Raw genomic sequence first — 18,693 nt, 5'->3', positions numbered from 1 at the left:
GTAATCACAAAGGGGTATCCATTTTCACAATTCATCTGAAATTTTTTTACGGAGCTTTATCGGATTGGGCAAAAACCGTTTGAAACGAGACAAAAAAGACCACCCTATTGGGCAGTCGGTTCTAAACTCTGTTGCATCGCTTGTAAATCTACTTCTTTGACGAACACACCGTTGATCATCTTGCCTTTCCTGTCCTTGATATCCTCGTATGCTATCTCAATGCACGTTTCAATGTCAGTCCCCATCTGCATACACAGAATGGTCATCACGACGAACATGTCACCAATCGAGTCAATGATCAATGGCATATTACTGCGCGCCATACCGGCACATAGTTCACCATACTCTTCGCCTAGTTTTAACATCTGCTTCACTGGATCAGCCGTGTGTAGGTTACGGTCAATAGCCCATTGTTCAATCTTCTTATTCATACGATATCTCTCCTCGATGATAGTAAATTATTGCCGATCATTTGTATCCGTGGCAGTCCATACGGAAGATCGAATCCTGTCGTGCCGTCGAAGCCTTTAAACTCTTTGGCGAAGTCAACGGTGTCGGCTATGTCAGGATGTCGTTCCTGCAGCTGAACCAATTCCCGTGACCACCTGTCAAAAGTGGCATCGTCAATGATTGATGTCATCCTCTGGTAATAGATGTAAGAATGAACAAGGATCTGATACCTTCGTTGCTTGATTCTGGAATAGATAACACCTGTGTCCATGTTCCGTCCTTTCTAAAATAAGAACACCCGTTCCTATTCGTTCGTTAGATTAGTGTAATCGAGTTGTCCGATTTTGTAAATATATTGATTACAACCACTTCTCCAATCGCTTTTCAATGACTTGGACATAGTGGTTCAGATCCACGATCCTATCAAACTTCTCAAGCTTGGACACATCATCGTTCCAGACGTACATTTTCTCAGGGCTGTCGGGGAAACTAACCAGTCCGTCATCCGTCCTTTTCTTGTATAGCCTGACCCCACCCTTCTTCCGTGTCGGGAAGATCCTGTTTATTTTCTGATATTTTTTGCCCTGCTCGTCATATGTGCCAAGGTATGTGCTGCCAGCTTGAAGGATGTACATATAAAGTTCTGGCTTGTCGAGGTTCTCTGTCAGCGTGTCAATGATGGACTTACCATAGACAACCTTGTCCACCAGGGCAATATCAAGGATACGTGCGCTGTTGTTACGGAAGAAGCTGTCGTAAGCGTAACGGGAAGTGTCGCCACCTTTGCACTTGATCTTGCCGTCCTTGGTGACACCGATGTAATTATTAACATCACGCTGCCAGAACTTCGAAAATGAATCCTCTTCCAGTTTCAGGTTGAAGTCCTCTTCCCACTGTTCCCAGATACCTTTGTAATCACCGTGAGCAATGAAGGCCACACCATCTGTGTTGAGCTGCACAATGGTTCCGACCTTGGAAAGTCGCTTGCCCAGTTCGTATAGAGCTATCTGTCCGTAAATACAAACCGAAAGTGCAGCCTTGGGGTTGTGGAGGTCAGAGTATTGATTTTTCAAAAGGCCATACACTGAGTTCAGCACCAGTTTCAAAGCATTGCTCTTGACAACATCAGTTTTTTTCACGGCGATCCGTTCAGCAAGAATGTTCCGATACTTGTCAGTGGCCTTACCCAATGCGTTGATCAGGAGAATAATATTTGGGTACATCGATTGGACATCGAGCAGCACAACATTTTCAAACACCTTCTCAGTCTTATGAACAGAGTGTAATCCTCCGAATCCAAACTCGATGTCATTGTCAAATTCGTGGATCGTGACCTTGCCTTTGTCATCCTTGGAGTTGAGCCACATATCACGGACCTCAGATGGTACAAGATCAAGCATCGATAGATCAGAGAAGTCATCACCGTTCAAGCGGATCTGTGACCACTTGGTCAGCTTCATTCCCTCGAGCAGCGCATTGGCGGACAGGGTTGTCGTTTGCCATCTTTGACCTTGACCGACCATCTCGACGAGTGATTCTTTCGGTTTGAAGTAGCTATTAATCCTCATCTTATAAATGGCTTTTGTCATTTCAACATCATAGGTACAATATTTGACAGATTCTCTGTATTCTTCTCCGGTTAATGGGCGGTCGATATCAAAGGGTACTGATGATTCGAGAATCATTTTACCCATGTTTGCTTCGATTTTCTTGAGTGACGGCATTGCTACGTCAATCTGTTGGGCTGTGTCCAAGCTATTGATATGGTATTTTGTCTTCTGTTTTACACCCCTAATGATAGCGTCATTCATTTCCTTGATCACCGACTGGTGGGAACCTTTCAACATGAGGTCTAGAATATGGTCATCGTAATGATACCCATTGTATGACACTAACGTATGACCTTTAATGTAATCTGCTAGCCCGTGGAAGTTGTTTTTATCGTGGAACAATTTCTTGTTACCATCCTCATCCATGAAAACAACGAAGCTGTCGAATTTGAATACCTCAATGTCATAATACAAATTACCCATTTTGATATCTCTCCTTTGTGATTGGGTCTACACCCGTGTAATCACAAGAGGTCGTTCATTTTCACAATGGGTCACAAAAGAAAAAACCCTACCGTATTTGGTAGGGGGTTGGTCAGTTAATCCCACATCGATTTTTCTTCACCGTACAACCTTCGCAGCTCGTCAAAAGCTCTGGCATCTTTGTCAGCTTGGTTGGACAGTTCGTACAAGAGACAATCTACGGTCATCCGTTTCAACTTCTGCCCAGTAGTTCTCCATTCGACTGCCGGTGTGCCAAAGTATTCGAAAGCAACGTCCCACAGTTCTGGATCTTGAGCATGAACCAGTGCCCACATTCCTTTGACAACTTTGAACGTGTTACCTTGAGCACCCTTCTGGAAGATACGCTGGTTGAAGAATGATTGCATCAGTGTCAAGAAGTTGAATTGGTATGCGAACGGATTCATCTTGGCTGCAACAGGCATTGCTGATCTAGCTACTTGGGGTGTCTCTCCATTAAGTAAAAGTGCCTTGTATTGATTCATTGAGCCGATGACCGCTTGCTCTACATACAAAGGATCTTTAACCTTGTCTGAAGGAAGCGTGTAATCATTGCTTGTCAACGCCCTGTTCCCACCAGCAGCTCTCATGTTACGAGTCGTGTAAGTAACCAGATGATCATAAACCTCTTTGCTCACATCGATGAACTCGAACTCAACATGTTCACCACGGAAGATCTCTGGTACATGACCTTTCTTGATGATGGACAACGGTCTTCTGATATTGTCGCGGTCAGGTTTGCCCAAATAGATGGCAGCATTCCGTGCAAGGTTGGTGCGGTCTGGGTCAGAGTATCGGGTCATTCGGATGGTGAACGTATCACCTTTGTATTCCGTAATCATTCCGTCACCTCATACACTCGAATGATTTTGTCTCTGGCAAACAATGTAGAACTTCCGTCAGTGGATAGGCTTAAATAGAAAGGTGCTTTTATCAATTCCCTACAGAATTGTTCAAACGTTTGTCCTGAGATCGTCACTTCTGTTGACTTATTGTCAACAAGATCAATTATGATTTTCATTATTCGATCTCCTCTATTGTTGTGGTCGATAACTGGGCAACTTCGATCTTCGCTTCGGTCTGCCAGTACCGTTCCTCTTTCGCGTACTTCCGTGCTTGCTCTACCGTCTTGTAACATTTGATGTGTCCGTTCCTTTTCAGAGGGTGACCGTCAATCATGATTAGATAAATCATTGAACCACCTCCTTCAATTCTTTAATAGCGCGGCGGGCAATGGCGACATGGGTGATCACAGTTCTCATATCTGTTCTCATATTGCTGTTGTAACCACTACGGCGAATGTGGTGCAGTTCATCAATCAGAGTGAGCATGATTTCTTCCACGTTCTCTTTACTGAATGTCATTTCTTCCATCACTGGCTTACAATTTGGACAATTCTTTCCCAGATGGTTTTCACAGTTCATCGTCGATTCCCCCAGTAGTTTTATGAGTAAGATTAGGTCAGGCTCGTCCCAGTTTGTTGCGTCGATGTACATTACAGATCATCAAATCCATTGTCCTCATCCGTTTTCGTATACTGTCTGGACTTACCTTCAAAGAAGTCTTGCTTGCTTGAATCGATATCTTCGAAGTATCTAATCCACTTCATGTTGTTCTGGGCATTTGGGTACAGCTTCTCAGTGAATCCCAATTGAGCAAGACGTTTGTTAGCAGTGAACTTGACATACTCTTCAAGGTCATGACCATCTATACCATCGAACTTGTTACCGATGATGTAATGACTCCACTTGATTTCGAGTCGGACAGCTTCTTCAAAGGTGTCGTACACGAACTCCTGTAATTCAGCCGTGACCAGAGTCGGATTCTCGACCAGAATTTCTTTGAAGATATTGGTGAATAATAGAACGTGCAGCTGTTCATCGCGATTGATGTAGTTGATCATCTGTGAACTGGCAGTCATCTTCCCCTGTCGTGCCAAATCATAGAAGAATGCAAAGCTTGCAAAGAAAAATAATCCTTCCAAAATGACATCGAAAATAAGTGATCTCAGCATTGTTTCTGGGGTCATCTCTTCCGTGAAGGACTCATAACCTTTTGCAATGAAGTCGTTCCTCTCACGCAATACGGCATCCGTTTTCCAGTACTCGAATATCTCCTCTTGCTCACTCTTTGAAACAAGGCTGGACAATACATATGAATAAGAATGGTTATGAACTACTTCCTGTTGTGCCAGGATGATCATCAGCGCATTGACAGAAGAGTCAGTGATGTATCCAGCAATTTTAGAACTATAATCGGTTTGTACCGAATCAAGGAAAGCTAGTAGCCCGATGATCTTGGCGAAGGAATCTTGCTCCGTCTTGGTCAGCTCTTGCCATGTCTTGATATCAGCACCCATGTTTATTTCGAAGGGTGTCCAGAAGTTGCCAAGCATGTTCTTGTACAGCGGGTACGCCCACGGATAGCGGACATCGTCCCAGTTGAGGACATTGGAACTCCGACCATTGATCATTCCCGTTGATTTATTTGGAGCAGTTACATCGTAAAGTTTTCGTTTTTGTAGTGAATCGGTCTTCATATCGTTCCTCCTAAGTAATTTGCAAGGTAGTGTGTCACCCGTGTAATCACAACTACCCTGCCTTTTTCACAATTGATTTTACAAATTAAATACTAATCAACTACTAACTAGAGCAAGATTCACAAGCTTCAAGTTCCTTTTGCGATTGAGAGCGAGTGTAGTAGGTCGTTTTCAGATCCGACTTCCACGCGGCCATGTGCAGTTCAAGAAGATCTTTAGCCTTTATCGTAGGCAGGACATACAGATTGAAGCTGATGGCTTGATCAATGTGTCGCTGTCTCTTTGCGTTCTGTTTGATCGACCAGTGTTGGTCAATGTTCCATGCCGACTTGTACAACCAAGTGGTATCATCGTTCAGATCTGGCACGATGGTTACTGTCTTCATACCGTTCTTCTCTTCTGCATACGCTTTGCTGAAGATTGGATCGATGCTTGCTGTACTACCGGCAATGGCTGCTGTACTCATGTTAGGAGCGACTGCCATCAGATGACCATTACGGATACCATTATGATGAACATAGAACCTGAGCGTTTTCCACCGTTCGCTATCGTATCCACGGCGATCAAAGTACTCACCAGTGTCCCATTCACTACCTTCAAACTTCGGATACCATCCTTTTTCACACGACAGTTCCATTGAAGCTTTGATGGTCAGGAATGCAATCTCTTCATATAACTCATCACAGTATTGGACAGCTTCGTCCGACTCCCATTTCAATCCCTTGAGCACTCGCAGATGATCCCAACCAAACGTGCCCAAACCAATGGCTCTGTACTTGCGGTTCGTTGCCACAGCTTGTAACACTTCAATCTTGGAATCATTGATCTCGATGATGTTGTCTAACATGCGGACTTGGATTGTGATGAGTCGTTCCAGTACATCGTCAATGACTGCCCGTGCCAGGTTAATCGAGGACAGGTTGCAGACAACGAAGTCGCCAGCCTTTTTACGAGTCGTGATGATACCGTCCTCTTCTGTCTCAGTCAGGATAACCGTTGCCGATTGGTTCTGGGTGATCTCGGTACACAGGTTGGAACAGTAGATCATACCTGCATGTTTGTTTGGGTTTGCACGGTTCACTGCATCACGATAGAAATGGTAAGGAGTGCCTGTTTCCAGTTCGGATTTCAACATGCGTTTCATAACGTCAATGGCATTTACACGAACCTTGCTCAGATCAGGATGGTTCACACAGTCCCAGTAACGGCTGCGGAATGTCCCACTACCTTTGCGTTCATCGAAACATTCTTCAAGGGAATAGCCCATGACTGTCTTGACTTCATGCGGATCGAACAGATACCACTCGCCCCTCTTATCGACTTGCTCCATGAAGAGGTCAGGCAAACACACGCCGGTGAAAATATCGTGAGCACGTTTTCTTTCATCACCGTTGTTCAATTTGAGATCAAGGAAACCCATGATGTCCTTGTGCCAAACGTCAAGGTAGACAGCGATGGCCCCAGATCGTGTGCCCAGTTGGTCAACAGATACGGCAGTGTTGTTCAGCTGCTTGATCCAAGGAATGATGCCAGAACTCTTACCCTTGAAACCTTTGATGTCAGATTTCAACGCACGAACCTTACCCATGTACACGCCAATACCACCACCACTTTTGCTGAGTGTGGCAACATCTGTGTTAGAGTCGTAAATCCCACGCAAGCTATCATCGACAGTATCAATGAAGCAAGACGATAGCTGACCAAACGATTTACCCGCATTAGCAAGTGTTGGTGTAGCGACTGTCATGTACAGATTGCTCAAGGCCCAGTATGATTCAGCGACGTAAGCAGCTCTTTTCTCAACCGGCTCATTGATATGGATGTGCATGGCAATGACCATGAACCGTTCCTGGGGAAGCTCATAGACAGAACCGTCATAACCAGAAGCCGTGTAGCGAGATGATAGTGACAGGACAGATGCATATGTGAGCAGCTTATCTTTGTCTGGGTCAATCATGTCTTCGAAGCTATATATCTCATCTTTCGAGTAACGGGCCAGTAAATCAGGTGTATAGATGCCCATGTTGGTCAACATCTTGATCAGGCTGTAGAAGCTACCATACTTCAGTTCGGGATCGTAACCACGATTGACAGAGGCTTGCTTGTACAGGTCACGAAGTTTGAACTCGGCTGCCACACCATCAAAGGTAGGTGTTTCAACTGCAACATTCTCCAGTGCAGTCATGAGCATCTTATTGGTGATGGATGTTGCTGCGATCTCTTCTTTGCTACCAATGTAACGGGATATGTTTGTGATGAATGAATCAACGTCCAGCTCTGGGAATCTTTTGAATGCGGATTGGATGAATCTGATAATGCGCGGTTGGTCAAAGGGAAGTCTGCGCTTACCCTCGTCTTTCAAAATGGTTGTCATCTTATTACCTCCGTGGTTTATGTTGAGGACTGTACCTCTCGCCCGTGTAATCACAGGTGGTCATTCATTTTCACAACGGCTGAATAAAAAAGTCCCCCAACCAGAACGGTCAGGGGCAAGAGTGGAAAAAGGTTATGAAGAAAAGTTCATCGCGACAGTCGTTCAAGTTCCCGATCAATTACGAGCAGGATGGCGATAATTATAATGGCTGTTATCATGCGTTGATGCCGTCGATTTTGATGCCAAGATGTAGGAGAATGTGCGAGATGGTGACCAGAGAAGTGTTTCGATGGTGGTCAGCTAAACTAGCTTGATTATCGTAATACTCCTTGACCTTCTCATGAGGAGTTTTCTCAACTTCCCACCCGTTGACCACAGCTGCAACAAACTTGTCAAAGCCCATGTCCTTGAGTGGTTTCAGATATTTGTTCCAGGTATGACCGTACTCGATATACTCTTTGATACATCTCTCAGTGTCACCATGTGCAGTAATCCATTCCAACTCTTTTGCTTCTACTGCCGATACTTTAACTTTGCTCATCGTCATCGTCCCCTATCGAATAATAAATTGGTTTAAGTTCTGTTGTGCAGCTTGGTTCATTTGGATCTCAAGTCGGGCATTGTCAGCATGTCTCAACAGGTCATTAGCTTTCTGACTCGCATCCTCTGCAAGTGCGTGAAGCTCGGTGTTGGCTTCCTCGAGTTGGTCATAAGCTTTTCCGAATAGTGCCAGAGCTGCAACGCCTTTCTCTTTAGCTGCTTGAAGCTTTTCATAATGGCTGAACACCCTTTTCAATAGTTTAAATTTCACGGTCAGTCTCCTTTTCGACATTGTTGATATGGATGTATTGTTTAATAATCCCGTCCTCGCAATGGAGGAAGTCATCATGAACGCCAGTTACTTTAACCGTGTCACCGATGTCGAAATAATGCCTAAGATTTCCACCGTCGTTACCAATCACTTTCACCTTGTCTCCAACCTTGTACATATCGTTTCCTCCTGGTTTTATTGGGAAGGGGCTGTTACACCCCTCGATTGATTACTTCTTCTTTGCTTTAGGAAATGGTTTGATATCGATGTAGATCGCATTGTTGCCAGCGAATTTCTTCACTTCGAACATCACAGTTTTCCCAATAAGATCTGCACCATCCTCTGCCTTGACTCCGAACTTTTCCTCGAATTTAGCAAGTTGTTTAGGTTTCTTTAGTGGATCGACAAAGTATGTGTCACCAACCTTCTTGCTGTAGCCCATGTTGTTGCGGTAAGTAGCACCCTCGTATTCAACGAAGATTCGAATGCCCTCGTCTTCAAGAGCGACCTCTGTGATCACACCAGACAGGATCTGCCCAACATCATCGGCTGTGAACTTGGCAATGTCTCGGACATTACTTTCTTCCAGACTGTTGAACTTCTCGTAACAATAGATGTCACGCTTCTGACCTACGGCTGCTTCCATGTGATCAAAGGATAGTTCAAAGTGTTTCTGCAAGGCTTCTTCAACCTTCGCTTCTTTCTCAGCATCGGCAACGAACTTACTAGTCTCTTTGTCGTATGCTTTCTTATTGAACGACACCTCGCGGATTTCACCCTGTTCTTTGTCAAGGAAAGTCAGCGTAACCTTTGCATCGTTGTAACCCACCTCTACCAGTTCAAGCTGTTCCAATTTAATCATGTCATTTCTCCTCTGCCACTTTGGGCTAATTAGTTTTGTTCTTCTAGCAGAATCCAAGTTCGATCATTGAAGTTCCTTTGAGCAGTGGCTTGCGTGTACTCGGTGATTCCCAATTCACACTTCTTGTCCCGCCATATGACCACAAACATGTTGTCAACGTATGCGACAGTGTATATCGTTGCTGAACCGGAGTGTCGGAAGCGGTCTCCTACCTTAACCTCTCGTTCAATTTTTTGCGAAAACTTGACCATTCTAATTCCGTCCCTTCACTGTGTTTTGAATTCAATACCAGACATTTTCAAGAATAGTTGTAATTGTGGCAGTGCGTTCTCATGGACTGAGAATGACACCCACTTGTTTTTAAGCGTGTCCGCTGTTGGTGTTACTACTGTTTGCTTTGGTAACGCATCGACCAGTGATAGGTTCTCAGCGTACCGTTCAAGTGACGCACCGTCTGTGCTTTGAATCACTTCAACTTCCTTCTTCCTTTGTTCCAACCATGCAGCCATCTCGATCTCTACCTTGTTCAAGGCGGTGGTCTTATTGAGATGTTGGGAAGTAATGAACCTGTCAGAAGTGAGGAAGAATAGTGTAGGGTAACGAACAATTCGTGCTTCAAACATTCCCTCGATGATCCGTCTCTTTTGCTGACGCTCCAACTCTTCCAACTCTCTGACCTTAACTCGAAGTTCATTATCACTCTCCTTGACCACGCTTGTGATCGATTTGATCTGCTTCTCAAACTCCATGTACGGCTCGAGCACTTCTTTCTTGATACGGATACGTTCCTGTTCCAAAGCGTCAACTCTCTTGTTCACCGCAGCCAGTAGGTTCTTGGTCCCCTTGATGGTCTCTTCATCGACTTCAACAGTGCGGATCAACTCAGCAAGCTCAACGGCTTCTGCCAACATTGATTCATATCCTTGAAACTGAATTGCACCTGCTTTCTGTACCGTAATGGCACTTCCATTCCAAACGCTTATCTCGCTCATGTTTCACCTCCTGTTGCTTACACCCGTGTAATCACAAACGGAGTGGATTCTTCACAACAGGAAGGTGAAAGTTTTATTTACCTTTAATCAAGTTCCGTAAGCTTTCGTGATCCAAGCCATATTCTTTCTTTACGTCCTTGTACACATCGGTCACAGCGTCATCGACAACCTTGACAGACTTCAACGTATCGTTGACCAAATCTTTCAATATCCCGAACATGCTGTCACCTCCTCGCAATCGTCTGCATCAATGTAGAAATCTCCATGAGGTCTAAAAGGTAATAGTACATAGTCAATCGTACCGTGCATGTTCTTTCTTGGCTCGACTTCAAACTCTTCTCCTATGTGTCTGGAGTACCAAGATTCTCTGTAACTTGATTGGATTATCTTGACTTTCATTTTCTTAATCATCTCTTCCTTTAATAGAATCTTGACGATTGGTGCAGCTCAACAAAGGTGCTGGCAGCCGATGCCCTATTCATGAAATAAAACAACTTGGCTTTTTCCGTGGACAGGTGACGCTTAGCACCGGCATAGACGTTGTATCCATATCGTGTGTCAAACTTCATGGTCTCGATCTTCTTTTCAGAATGGTTGCTCTCTATAAAGAAGTGGTCGTAAGTCTGGACAGGAGCGTTACGTAGATCAGCCGTGTCGGTCACATAGATGATCCGTTCACCATCCCAGACCCAGACATAGCCGTAAGTCACGACATCATGGATTGCTTTGAACGGTGTGAAAGTGATTCCGTCATCTTCAAACGGTATGCCCTCATTAATACATGTGATCGGATACTCGCTGTACACCTGGCACACTTCATAGTTGCCATAGATTTTGATGTGCGGAAACATGATGACAATGTTTTTCAGTGTGGCCTCTTTGATATGGTCGCTGTGTATGTGCGTGAGCAGCAACGTGGACACACCATACAGATGCTCCTTGATAGTCTTGAACGGGACACCGCAGTCGATCATGACATTCTCAATGATCACACAGTTACCCTTGCTGCCGGTCGATATGATTTTATACTCCAAATGATTTCACCTCCCCTGCCCGTGTAATCACAGACAAAGTGGATCGATCACAGTTAGAGTGGGCCACTGTTTCATTACCTTTCCTAATTACCTCAAGCAAATAGCAAAGCTTTAACCATAGAGCCATTCCCCTTTTACAGTACTCTATATAAATATATTAATTAAAAAAGTAGTAAGTTAGGTAATTTGGTAAGAACCCTTGGTATTACTGGCTTTTCTGACCCTCCATTTCCTAACCTGTTTCGACAAAAGGTAATGTGCTATCCGATAATGCGACATACGTCCTAATATTAGATATTGACCTGTTGCAATATCTTTGGTATGAGAACACTTTTCCCATACTTTGGCACTATGTAAGATATCACCCTAGTGATTATGCGGTATTATCAAAATGCAGTCTTTTGATAAAATACGAACACTGGTAAATAATTCCTGTATTCAGCAAAGTCTTTTGCATGGTATACTTTGTCTCTCAGTTCGACAGGCTTTGCAATTAGCCTAATAGAGCTGAAATACAAATTGCTAGGGGCAAAAGACAATGATGAACACTATTAACTACGGTAACAACAATGGTGAAAAGGTTTTGAACACTGGTGTACATACTACAAACAATGATGCAAAAGTCTTGAACAATGATGAACTGGTTGACGCAATCATGAGAGAATGTAAACGATCAGCTGCAACAGCCCGTGCCAAATACGGCCAAGGTAAGATGGCCGACCTCGAGGGAACACTCATCGCTCAGATCTGGGAAACGATTATGAAGAAGCCCTCCTCTTTCCACACCGTTATCTTCATTCGCCGGTTGATCAAGCAACGAACAGTTAACCACATCAAACGTGACCTGATGCCCCACAATAAAACAATCGTGTTCAGCATGTTGAAAGGTGCGGAGAAGGAACCAACCGGGGACACGTTGAACAGTGATGCTTATGAATGGGAAACGAACCTCCACGACAATGACACCAGGATCAACCAGATGGAACTGGGCAACGAACTGAAGACATTCTTGGGAACGCTTACAGACAAGCAACGTCAGATCCTTGAACTACATACTGCTGGGTACGGGAACAACGAGATCTGTGACATAGTCGGCTGCAGCGTCAACACACCAAAGAATACCTTGAAGACGGTTAAAGGACTTGCTATGTCCTTTGGGCTATAAACTTTGCACTAAGTCTTTTAAAGCATAATTGATAGGTTTTGTCATTGATACTATTTGACTATTGTGATTCATCCACTCGCTCTGTGATTACACGGGTGTAAGACACTCACGGGAAAGGAGCAGAGCGAGGTGATGACACAAACGGACAAGGAGTGGAACAGTCAATTTGATTTTACTTACATTGAAGACCATTATTTCCGCGAGAAGTTGGAAAGTGGATTGATCAGATACGCACCAGAAGATTGGACAGAGATGACACCAATCGATGAAAACAAACTATAAGGAGGAGTGCAACAATGCTTGAGAGACTTCTTGAAAATTGGCATCGGTATATCGAACAGAACAAAGATTTAAAAGAGGCTATCAAAGAAGGTTATGAGGTAGCTGCTTTTGACGAAGAAACTGGAATGATAATTTGCGTATCACTCGAAGACAGGGAATTGAAAGTCAAAATCGTAGAAGATGCCCACATCATTCCAAAGGAGGAAGAGTAAATGGTATCAGCAGTAATGGGAGTATTCATAGGGTGGTTGCTTGCCCTGATTGGATTAGACACGTTCTTGCACAACACGGTTGGTTTGGATCATCAAGGTTATTACATCTGTTGGTTCGCTAGTGGCGTTATCGGAGTGTTGATTAATCGATTCAAAGGATCGGTAACAAAATGAAGCAAGACTTGAGAATGAATCTTCGACGGTTCATGTTCCTTGCCTACGCGCTTCACCTGATGGATGCGGACATTGATGTCGATGAAGCCGGTTTGACCATTGAACAGTTCGAGAAGATGGACGAACTACTGGGTGAGTATCTGGCCCCGCAAGATGTTGAGGAAATGGAAGAAGAACTAATAGAAATTGTAAAGGAGCTAACCAAAGATGAATAAAGTACTTGCCGAATTTGGTGCATATGGATCTGCACTTGCAATGTTAGGATATAACACAAATGACTATTACTCGGAAGAGGACGCACGTATTGTCGGCAACATCATCGACAGCAGTTTAACATCAGAGGAAGAAGCAAAAGCCACTATTGACTATTATATTGCCCAATTCAAGTCCTCTGTTTCCACACTGGTGAAAGGAGTTCAAGATGCCGAACCAGATCAGTAAAGCTGGATTGCGGTTTATCCAAAACTTCGAGGGCTGTAGGTTAACTGCTTACAAGCCCGTTGCGGCTGAAAAGTATTGGACAATCGGATATGGACATTATGGACCAGATGTAAAGCAAGGACAGAAGATCACACAGAAGCAAGCGGACGATATGTTCTACAATGACATGCAGTCCTATGTCGCAGGTGTTAATGCTCTTGTCCATGTGCCGATAAATCAGAACCAGTTTGACGCTCTCGTATCATTTGCATATAACGTTGGGGTTGGTGGATTGCAGAGATCATCCTTGTTACTGTTCGTCAACTTAGGAAGCTTTATGGCTGCTGCTGATGAATTTCCAAAGTGGTGTCACGGTGCTGGTGGCGTAATGCTCCAGGGATTGTTGAATCGCAGGAACAAAGAACGGGCAGTCTTTCTGACACCTGTGGTCACAACCCCTGTTATAGGAGGTGACGATGATATGAAGTTAACTGACAAAGAGGTTGACGTAATCCTCAAAGCACTCAGTTTCCAGTGGGGTCAGACAAAGAACAAGATTGATCAAGGTGTGATCCACGCCGTTGCAGATCGTGTCCGCGAAGAATCAGGCAGACCAAAGCAGTAACAAAAAAGACCCCTTTCCTATTATGGATTGGGGTCTTCTTGTTTATCCTTTTTCCTGTTGGGCCGCAATATCTTGCAACACCTTGACCTCGATTTGCCCACTGTCAGCCATTACGTGACAAGCCTTGCAGAGCGATATCAGATTAGTGTTGACCAATCCCAGACGCATATCGTCTTCCAGTTTGACAATGTGATGCACCTCAATATTAAAGGCGTATTTGCCCATTGGCTTACAATGTTGGCACAATCCCTTGTCCCTTGTACGGATCTCGATTGATTTGTTCCTCCACACGCTACGTCCCCGAAAACGAGCTGCGTCAGTCATCTCCTTGACCCGTGAAGGTTTCCTTGGACATACGAATGATGTGTCATGATACCGACCACAATACTTGCACGATCTCATCATGGTAATTTCGTAACGTCTATGCCAGTCACCAAAGCTGTATGCCCTGTTGCATTAGGATGTAAACCATCAGACGTATATCCTGCTCTCCAGATTCCGCTGTTCCTTGCCGTTTCTGCCAAATCAGCAACCTCGAAATAGCCACTCAAAGGTGCTGGAAGTGTCCGTATCCAATCGTTTACCTGCACCCTCACAGCATTGGTAGCTTCTGGAGTTTGGTTTCCCGTTGTTGCCCAAGCATCTGTGGAAGTCGTTGCTGGCGTGATGGTGTTATGGAACACAGGAAGTCCAAGCTTGTCAAACATGTTCCACATGGTCAACAGGTCTGCTTTAACCTGAGCCAGTGTTCGGTTTGCTCTGATGTCGTTGATTCCGTAATTGGACACGACAAAGTCACAATGCTTCAATCTTTGTATACGGAACATGCGATTTGTTACCACATCGAAACCTTGAACCAATTCACTCGGACGAGCTATGACCATAAGCTTCCGCTTACTGTACAGGGCTGTCTGTGTGTATCCCATGTAGTCTCGAGAAGTTGTACTGTCACCTGTCCCCCACATGATGCTGTCCCCCACTAGTAATGCACTCTTCATGGGCTGACTTTTCACACTGATCCTGCCGATGATGGCAACAGGTTTGTAATACCCACCGTTGTCTGACACAATGGTAAGAGCACCACCTTCTGTAACATCTGCTCCAACATGTTTGCCCTCACCGTTGATCCAGTTAGAAGTACCTTTTACCCACTTCCTACTCGCCGCTACAGACACATAAGTTCGTGTGAAGAATGTAGCTGCTTTGGTAAGAGTGATTCCAATCTCATCGCTTGTCACGAAACCGCCACCATCGATGGTAACAGTCTTCAGTCCGTTGAACCTAATTGGGATCAGAACTCCCCCACCAAGATCGACGCTTGCCTTGATTGTGATTGGGTCAGGGTTTGCCACATCTCCTGCTGTAGTGGTCTGGTGGTTGGCGTACACGAACTTGATGCCCACGCAATCTTCAGCCACTGTGAACTGTTTGAAATAAGTAGCACTTGTTTCCACGCCGTCACTCAATCCGTCAAGGTTCATGCAACGATAAACGACCAATGTTTCAGAACTACCAGCAGCTCCAGTATCACCCTTTGGACCAGTTAAACCTATTGGACCAGTGTCACCTGGGTCACCTTTCTCACCCTTCTGACCGGCAATGTTAACGTTGGGGAATATCTTGACTCCACTTTGATTTAACGATACATTCATCATAGTGTAATCGCCCTCACAATCGGAATCTCTATTGTGTCAGATGTTTCAGTGATGCCACCATAAGTTCTGCGAATATCCATGTATACCGTTCCTCTCCATCCAGAAGTGTCGTTGACCATGAATTGAAATACTCCATCTGTCATTGGTGTAATGGTACATGTGTCCAACAGCGATCCTGCACCGTCCCGTACCTCTGACCGTAGTTCAGCTGCTTGCACAGTCGTGTCAAATGTTGCGACAAGAGAGAACGTGTCCCCCCGTTTAATTGGATCTAATCGTGTCATCTCTATTCTCCCCTCGTGACATGACTTTCTGGGTCACCAATTACACCAAGCCCGACAAGCATACTGAGGATGATGTTAAACGTTACGTCCCATTGATGAGCCAAACCTACATCAATTGTGCCAGTGTTGGTTAATATAAGGATGACGCCAGAAAACAACGATACCAGTACACCTTTGTTCCGCAGCCTAACCAGTAATTTTTGAATCATATCTTGCCAACTCCCCTTCTAAGTGAATGACCTTCTCGAGCAATTGAAGGTTAATGGTGGTTAATCGTGCTACCTCTTCTTGAAGCATTGTGATCTTCTTCTCCTGGCTTTCCATGAGCGAGGTGATTTTGTTTTCATAGAACATGTCCCTACTATTGTGTTGCTTGCCCCGTGCTATCAGATATGTGACCACGCCTGTCACAACTGACCCAACTACTCCAAGATAGACTTCCACACCGCTACCTCCTTTGAGAATCATTCTCGCCCTACAATCGATTTAATTTCTTTCTCACGGGTAAGTGGTTGCCCCGATCAATTAAAAGAAGCCCCCGTTATGGGGACTCCTTGGTCAATTCTTTTAATAAGCTTCTCCAGTGATCTCTTCGTACTGGGCCGCAGTGATCTTGCCCTTGACCACGAACACTCGCACGTTTTCTTTCGTGTAGCTTCCGGCATCGTAAGCCGACTTTACAATCTTGAACCAATCCATGATATCCCCTCCTTCCTTTCTCCCAGACTCTCTCTACATCAGGTCGTTCATGACCAGTGCCAGAATGATTTGTGCCTGTTGGTTTTGTAGATCCGTGACAGCTTCTGTGGCACTTGGTTGCCAGTTCAGATTGACCGTGAAACCATCTGTAGGATTGTAGCTGTACTTTCCAATACAGTTTTCAGGAATCAGAGATTGGTCAACGTCGAACACATCGATACTCTCTACTGCACCAAAAATCATTCCACCTACGTTGATACCGTTCTCCACCATTTCAGCAATGTTGCTAATGTAAAGCACAGCGTTGTCACCTTTTGAAACTAGAATCTTTTTCAAATCAATTACCTCCTCTTAGAATAAGTAGTCTTTCACTATCAGTTCTGTTGACGATAGCGCAAATCCGAGTGTAGCCCCAGAGTTGAGAACAGCACCACTCACTGTTGAATAAGAGTAATTAGTACCTACATTCAATCCAGTGAACGAGTCGCAAATGCCCTTCAACAAAATGTTACCGTTATTCTGCAATAAGCCAATCAGTACACCGCTCGCATACTCACCCATCCTCGAAAAATCAACAATGGCGTATTGTGTTACATACTTACTACTACCTGTTGCATTTATGAACAAAAGTACTTGATTGTTCGTTTCATCCACTAGAATGCAAGTACCACCACCACCGTCAAAAGCTGTGTAGGTGCCGAGCAAGAATGACGTATACTTATTCATCTGAGGTGAAGATACAGCCGAGAGCGTCAACCCTGAGATCGTGCATGACGATATAAGTCCAGTATCCCCCTTGTTAATATATATTGTTCCAGTGGATGATATGGTAATGTCACAATCTGTCATAGTCGATGATGCTAAGGTGGTTGTGGCTGCTCCAAACGTGATCACACCAGTAGCTACCACCACTGACAGCACATATGCTTGAACGGATACCGCCGCCGCAGGAGAATACATGAGGTAGTTGTTCGTTGCCCCAGAAGATATGGTAAGGTAATACGGCGAAAGGTTGGAACCCCAAGAAGATGTTGGTATGCCTGTGACCAAACCTGACAAGGAAAGAGTGGAAGAAGCCGCTGTCAATATAGCTGCCGATCCTGTGGCACCCGAATTCTTTGTGATAATCATAGCCTTGTCTGTGCCTACTTTGATAAGGTTGTGATAATAACCACTGACATAGGGTATAGACGCTGTCATGTCCAGAGCCGTTCCTTTACCCAGTGTGAGCGTGGATGCAGTTACAACAATAGAAAAGGTCTTCGGTGTTGCGGTTTCAGAGTATGTTATCAAAGCTTTGTCAGTAGTTAAGTTACAGCAACCTATATTGATGTTTCCACTCAAGGCGTTCAAAACAAGTTCTGTCCCCACTGTTATTGTGCTTCCAGAAATACTGAAGGCTATGCACCTTGCTGTTCCTCCGGCTGTTAATGTATAACCTAATAGGTACTTAGATCCTGCAACTAGTTCACAGATGTCAAATACGGAAGAAGCAGTCGTAATTAATGTTGTTACCGTACCGACTGATACCGTCATGCCCGAGACAGTGATCACAACACCTTGAATAGCACTAGCCGCTCCGTTAACGGTAGTTAACAAGTATCTTGTTGAATCCAGAGCTATGAGTTGTTTTTCCTTCGATTGTCTTGCTAGGTTCTTATAGCTAGTAGTTCCATCTGATGTAAAACCTGTCAACGCAGTTTTAGTTCCGAGCACTCCTGTTGGTGTCATTACTCCTGCAAAATAACCACCAGTGGAGGAAGAACCGTCACTCGCAATATACAAATAATTGCCGCCGGATATTTTTACAGTTGCAATGACATTCGGTTTGTTTGCTGCTGTCAGAGCCGAGCTGAACAAAGCATCCTGCATTTTTTGTGCCGATACTAAGGGTACGTTCTTACTCACTGTCCCGTTGTTGTTTAAGCGAACCGTGTATCCTGGCACGGGTGGCATAGCTGTGTCATACGGGTAATACTTTTCAACGTTGATTGGATTTCCGCTGAACTCGGCTGCGAGAACTGCTGATAATACGTCACTCAT

28 protein-coding genes are annotated in these 18,693 nt (G+C 44.5%); 6 read left to right on the top strand and 22 right to left on the bottom strand.

What is annotated here, in order from left to right; all coding sequences use genetic code 11:
• Positions 1 to 104 precede the first annotated feature (104 nt).
• The 15 genes from BMY11_RS07765 to BMY11_RS07695 form a co-directional block, all read right to left on the bottom strand.
• Positions 105 to 431, bottom strand: a complete 327-nt coding sequence (locus BMY11_RS07765; RefSeq protein ID WP_090573903.1) for a MazG-like family protein — start codon at positions 429 to 431, stop codon at positions 105 to 107.
• Positions 428 to 721, bottom strand: coding sequence for a DNA ligase LigA-related protein (locus BMY11_RS07760; protein WP_090573902.1), 294 nt, complete (start codon positions 719 to 721; stop codon positions 428 to 430). Before BMY11_RS07760 ends, BMY11_RS07765 begins: the two co-directional genes overlap by 4 nt.
• An 88-nt stretch (positions 722 to 809) precedes the next feature.
• On the bottom strand, positions 810 to 2,483 hold the full coding sequence (locus BMY11_RS07755; protein ID WP_090573901.1) for a hypothetical protein: 1,674 nt from the start codon (positions 2,481 to 2,483) through the stop codon (positions 810 to 812).
• 116 nt (positions 2,484 to 2,599) lie between these two features.
• Positions 2,600 to 3,364 carry an FAD-dependent thymidylate synthase gene (locus tag BMY11_RS07750; RefSeq protein ID WP_090573900.1) on the bottom strand — a complete coding sequence of 255 codons (765 nt, stop codon included), beginning with the start codon at positions 3,362 to 3,364 and terminating at the stop codon, positions 2,600 to 2,602.
• 178 nt (positions 3,365 to 3,542) lie between these two features.
• Positions 3,543 to 3,716: a hypothetical protein gene (locus tag BMY11_RS28795; RefSeq protein WP_177182550.1), complete on the bottom strand. Its 174-nt coding sequence runs from the start codon at positions 3,714 to 3,716 to the stop codon at positions 3,543 to 3,545.
• Positions 3,713 to 3,946, bottom strand: a complete 234-nt coding sequence (locus BMY11_RS07740) for a hypothetical protein (protein ID WP_143069232.1) — start codon at positions 3,944 to 3,946, stop codon at positions 3,713 to 3,715. The genes BMY11_RS28795 and BMY11_RS07740 overlap by 4 nt, the downstream gene beginning before the upstream one ends.
• Positions 3,947 to 4,017: 71 nt before the next feature.
• Positions 4,018 to 5,061 carry a ribonucleotide-diphosphate reductase subunit beta gene (locus BMY11_RS07735; protein WP_090573897.1) on the bottom strand — a complete coding sequence of 348 codons (1,044 nt, stop codon included), beginning with the start codon at positions 5,059 to 5,061 and terminating at the stop codon, positions 4,018 to 4,020.
• A gap of 103 nt (positions 5,062 to 5,164) precedes the next feature.
• Positions 5,165 to 7,435, bottom strand: a complete 2,271-nt coding sequence (locus BMY11_RS07730) for a ribonucleoside-diphosphate reductase subunit alpha (protein WP_090573896.1) — start codon at positions 7,433 to 7,435, stop codon at positions 5,165 to 5,167.
• 214 nt (positions 7,436 to 7,649) lie between these two features.
• Positions 7,650 to 7,976 (bottom strand): hypothetical protein, encoded by a 327-nt coding sequence (locus BMY11_RS07725; RefSeq protein WP_090573895.1) that lies wholly within the window; start codon positions 7,974 to 7,976, stop codon positions 7,650 to 7,652.
• Between the two features lie 12 nt (positions 7,977 to 7,988).
• Positions 7,989 to 8,246 (bottom strand): hypothetical protein, encoded by a 258-nt coding sequence (locus BMY11_RS07720; protein WP_090573894.1) that lies wholly within the window; start codon positions 8,244 to 8,246, stop codon positions 7,989 to 7,991.
• Positions 8,236 to 8,424, bottom strand: a complete 189-nt coding sequence (locus BMY11_RS07715; RefSeq protein ID WP_090573893.1) for a hypothetical protein — start codon at positions 8,422 to 8,424, stop codon at positions 8,236 to 8,238. The genes BMY11_RS07720 and BMY11_RS07715 overlap by 11 nt, the downstream gene beginning before the upstream one ends.
• A 51-nt stretch (positions 8,425 to 8,475) precedes the next feature.
• Entirely contained in the window at positions 8,476 to 9,108 is a 633-nt protein-coding gene (locus BMY11_RS07710) for a hypothetical protein (RefSeq protein WP_090573892.1), read from the bottom strand.
• A 266-nt stretch (positions 9,109 to 9,374) separates the two neighbouring features.
• Positions 9,375 to 10,100, bottom strand: coding sequence for a DUF1351 domain-containing protein (locus BMY11_RS07700; protein ID WP_090573890.1), 726 nt, complete (start codon positions 10,098 to 10,100; stop codon positions 9,375 to 9,377).
• 73 nt (positions 10,101 to 10,173) lie between these two features.
• Complete coding sequence (locus tag BMY11_RS28790; RefSeq protein ID WP_177182549.1) at positions 10,174 to 10,320, bottom strand: hypothetical protein; 147 nt, start codon at positions 10,318 to 10,320, stop codon at positions 10,174 to 10,176.
• A gap of 199 nt (positions 10,321 to 10,519) precedes the next feature.
• Positions 10,520 to 11,134 carry an MBL fold metallo-hydrolase gene (locus BMY11_RS07695; protein ID WP_256217353.1) on the bottom strand — a complete coding sequence of 205 codons (615 nt, stop codon included), beginning with the start codon at positions 11,132 to 11,134 and terminating at the stop codon, positions 10,520 to 10,522.
• A gap of 538 nt (positions 11,135 to 11,672) precedes the next feature.
• Between BMY11_RS07695 and BMY11_RS07690 the strand changes: the two genes are divergently transcribed.
• The 6 genes from BMY11_RS07690 (at position 11,673) to BMY11_RS07670 (ending at position 14,012) form a co-directional block, all read left to right on the top strand.
• Complete coding sequence (locus tag BMY11_RS07690; RefSeq protein ID WP_090573889.1) at positions 11,673 to 12,299, top strand: sigma-70 RNA polymerase sigma factor region 4 domain-containing protein; 627 nt, start codon at positions 11,673 to 11,675, stop codon at positions 12,297 to 12,299.
• A 129-nt stretch (positions 12,300 to 12,428) separates the two neighbouring features.
• The gene (locus tag BMY11_RS28785) at positions 12,429 to 12,581 is read left to right on the top strand and encodes a hypothetical protein (RefSeq protein WP_177182548.1); all 153 of its coding nucleotides are present in this window, start codon (positions 12,429 to 12,431) and stop codon (positions 12,579 to 12,581) included.
• A gap of 14 nt (positions 12,582 to 12,595) precedes the next feature.
• Positions 12,596 to 12,793, top strand: a complete 198-nt coding sequence (locus tag BMY11_RS07685; RefSeq protein ID WP_090573888.1) for a hypothetical protein — start codon at positions 12,596 to 12,598, stop codon at positions 12,791 to 12,793.
• 170 nt (positions 12,794 to 12,963) lie between these two features.
• On the top strand, positions 12,964 to 13,182 hold the full coding sequence (locus BMY11_RS07680) for a hypothetical protein (protein WP_090573887.1): 219 nt from the start codon (positions 12,964 to 12,966) through the stop codon (positions 13,180 to 13,182).
• Positions 13,175 to 13,408: a hypothetical protein gene (locus tag BMY11_RS07675; protein ID WP_090573886.1), complete on the top strand. Its 234-nt coding sequence runs from the start codon at positions 13,175 to 13,177 to the stop codon at positions 13,406 to 13,408. The genes BMY11_RS07680 and BMY11_RS07675 overlap by 8 nt, the downstream gene beginning before the upstream one ends.
• Positions 13,389 to 14,012: a lysozyme gene (locus BMY11_RS07670; RefSeq protein ID WP_090573885.1), complete on the top strand. Its 624-nt coding sequence runs from the start codon at positions 13,389 to 13,391 to the stop codon at positions 14,010 to 14,012. Before BMY11_RS07675 ends, BMY11_RS07670 begins: the two co-directional genes overlap by 20 nt.
• Before the next feature lie 42 nt (positions 14,013 to 14,054).
• On the opposite strand, the gene BMY11_RS29690 is transcribed toward BMY11_RS07670, so the two are convergent.
• The 7 genes from BMY11_RS29690 to BMY11_RS07630 form a co-directional block, all read right to left on the bottom strand.
• Complete coding sequence (locus tag BMY11_RS29690) at positions 14,055 to 14,336, bottom strand: HNH endonuclease (RefSeq protein WP_090573884.1); 282 nt, start codon at positions 14,334 to 14,336, stop codon at positions 14,055 to 14,057.
• Positions 14,337 to 14,413: 77 nt separating this feature from the next.
• Complete coding sequence (locus BMY11_RS07660; RefSeq protein ID WP_090573883.1) at positions 14,414 to 15,667, bottom strand: GDSL-type esterase/lipase family protein; 1,254 nt, start codon at positions 15,665 to 15,667, stop codon at positions 14,414 to 14,416.
• Positions 15,664 to 15,951: a hypothetical protein gene (locus BMY11_RS07655; protein ID WP_090573882.1), complete on the bottom strand. Its 288-nt coding sequence runs from the start codon at positions 15,949 to 15,951 to the stop codon at positions 15,664 to 15,666. The genes BMY11_RS07660 and BMY11_RS07655 overlap by 4 nt, the downstream gene beginning before the upstream one ends.
• Before the next feature lie 186 nt (positions 15,952 to 16,137).
• Positions 16,138 to 16,395 carry a hypothetical protein gene (locus BMY11_RS07645; protein ID WP_090573880.1) on the bottom strand — a complete coding sequence of 86 codons (258 nt, stop codon included), beginning with the start codon at positions 16,393 to 16,395 and terminating at the stop codon, positions 16,138 to 16,140.
• 123 nt (positions 16,396 to 16,518) lie between these two features.
• Positions 16,519 to 16,650, bottom strand: coding sequence for an XkdX family protein (locus tag BMY11_RS07640; RefSeq protein ID WP_090573879.1), 132 nt, complete (start codon positions 16,648 to 16,650; stop codon positions 16,519 to 16,521).
• 33 nt (positions 16,651 to 16,683) lie between these two features.
• The gene (locus tag BMY11_RS07635) at positions 16,684 to 16,986 is read right to left on the bottom strand and encodes a hypothetical protein (protein WP_090573878.1); all 303 of its coding nucleotides are present in this window, start codon (positions 16,984 to 16,986) and stop codon (positions 16,684 to 16,686) included.
• Positions 16,987 to 17,001: 15 nt separating this feature from the next.
• Complete coding sequence (locus BMY11_RS07630; protein ID WP_090573877.1) at positions 17,002 to 18,693, bottom strand: autotransporter outer membrane beta-barrel domain-containing protein; 1,692 nt, start codon at positions 18,691 to 18,693, stop codon at positions 17,002 to 17,004.

This window comes from Paenibacillus sp. OV219 (assembly GCF_900110075.1).
GTDB lineage: Bacteria > Bacillota > Bacilli > Paenibacillales > Paenibacillaceae > Paenibacillus_Z.
This window is presented reverse-complemented; position numbering and strand designations above follow the sequence as displayed.

What these genes read in the sequence shown, in the direction of transcription:
- BMY11_RS07765 (WP_090573903.1), bottom strand. Translation starts at nt 431, where the DNA reads ATGAATAAGAAGATTGAACAATGGGCTATTGACCGTAACCTACACACG.
- BMY11_RS07760 (WP_090573902.1), bottom strand. Translation starts at nt 721, where the DNA reads ATGGACACAGGTGTTATCTATTCCAGAATCAAGCAACGAAGGTATCAG.
- BMY11_RS07755 (WP_090573901.1), bottom strand. Translation starts at nt 2,483, where the DNA reads ATGGGTAATTTGTATTATGACATTGAGGTATTCAAATTCGACAGCTTC.
- BMY11_RS07750 (WP_090573900.1), bottom strand. Translation starts at nt 3,364, where the DNA reads ATGATTACGGAATACAAAGGTGATACGTTCACCATCCGAATGACCCGA.
- BMY11_RS28795 (WP_177182550.1), bottom strand. Translation starts at nt 3,716, where the DNA reads ATGATTTATCTAATCATGATTGACGGTCACCCTCTGAAAAGGAACGGA.
- BMY11_RS07740 (WP_143069232.1), bottom strand. Translation starts at nt 3,946, where the DNA reads ATGAACTGTGAAAACCATCTGGGAAAGAATTGTCCAAATTGTAAGCCA.
- BMY11_RS07735 (WP_090573897.1), bottom strand. Translation starts at nt 5,061, where the DNA reads ATGAAGACCGATTCACTACAAAAACGAAAACTTTACGATGTAACTGCT.
- BMY11_RS07730 (WP_090573896.1), bottom strand. Translation starts at nt 7,435, where the DNA reads ATGACAACCATTTTGAAAGACGAGGGTAAGCGCAGACTTCCCTTTGAC.
- BMY11_RS07725 (WP_090573895.1), bottom strand. Translation starts at nt 7,976, where the DNA reads ATGAGCAAAGTTAAAGTATCGGCAGTAGAAGCAAAAGAGTTGGAATGG.
- BMY11_RS07715 (WP_090573893.1), bottom strand. Translation starts at nt 8,424, where the DNA reads ATGTACAAGGTTGGAGACAAGGTGAAAGTGATTGGTAACGACGGTGGA.
- BMY11_RS07710 (WP_090573892.1), bottom strand. Translation starts at nt 9,108, where the DNA reads ATGATTAAATTGGAACAGCTTGAACTGGTAGAGGTGGGTTACAACGAT.
- BMY11_RS07700 (WP_090573890.1), bottom strand. Translation starts at nt 10,100, where the DNA reads ATGAGCGAGATAAGCGTTTGGAATGGAAGTGCCATTACGGTACAGAAA.
- BMY11_RS28790 (WP_177182549.1), bottom strand. Translation starts at nt 10,320, where the DNA reads ATGTTCGGGATATTGAAAGATTTGGTCAACGATACGTTGAAGTCTGTC.
- BMY11_RS07690 (WP_090573889.1), top strand. Translation starts at nt 11,673, where the DNA reads ATGATGAACACTATTAACTACGGTAACAACAATGGTGAAAAGGTTTTG.
- BMY11_RS07685 (WP_090573888.1), top strand. Translation starts at nt 12,596, where the DNA reads ATGCTTGAGAGACTTCTTGAAAATTGGCATCGGTATATCGAACAGAAC.
- BMY11_RS07680 (WP_090573887.1), top strand. Translation starts at nt 12,964, where the DNA reads ATGAAGCAAGACTTGAGAATGAATCTTCGACGGTTCATGTTCCTTGCC.
- BMY11_RS07675 (WP_090573886.1), top strand. Translation starts at nt 13,175, where the DNA reads ATGAATAAAGTACTTGCCGAATTTGGTGCATATGGATCTGCACTTGCA.
- BMY11_RS07670 (WP_090573885.1), top strand. Translation starts at nt 13,389, where the DNA reads ATGCCGAACCAGATCAGTAAAGCTGGATTGCGGTTTATCCAAAACTTC.
- BMY11_RS29690 (WP_090573884.1), bottom strand. Translation starts at nt 14,336, where the DNA reads ATGACTGACGCAGCTCGTTTTCGGGGACGTAGCGTGTGGAGGAACAAA.
- BMY11_RS07660 (WP_090573883.1), bottom strand. Translation starts at nt 15,667, where the DNA reads ATGATGAATGTATCGTTAAATCAAAGTGGAGTCAAGATATTCCCCAAC.
- BMY11_RS07655 (WP_090573882.1), bottom strand. Translation starts at nt 15,951, where the DNA reads ATGACACGATTAGATCCAATTAAACGGGGGGACACGTTCTCTCTTGTC.
- BMY11_RS07640 (WP_090573879.1), bottom strand. Translation starts at nt 16,650, where the DNA reads ATGGATTGGTTCAAGATTGTAAAGTCGGCTTACGATGCCGGAAGCTAC.
- BMY11_RS07630 (WP_090573877.1), bottom strand. Translation starts at nt 18,693, where the DNA reads ATGAGTGACGTATTATCAGCAGTTCTCGCAGCCGAGTTCAGCGGAAAT.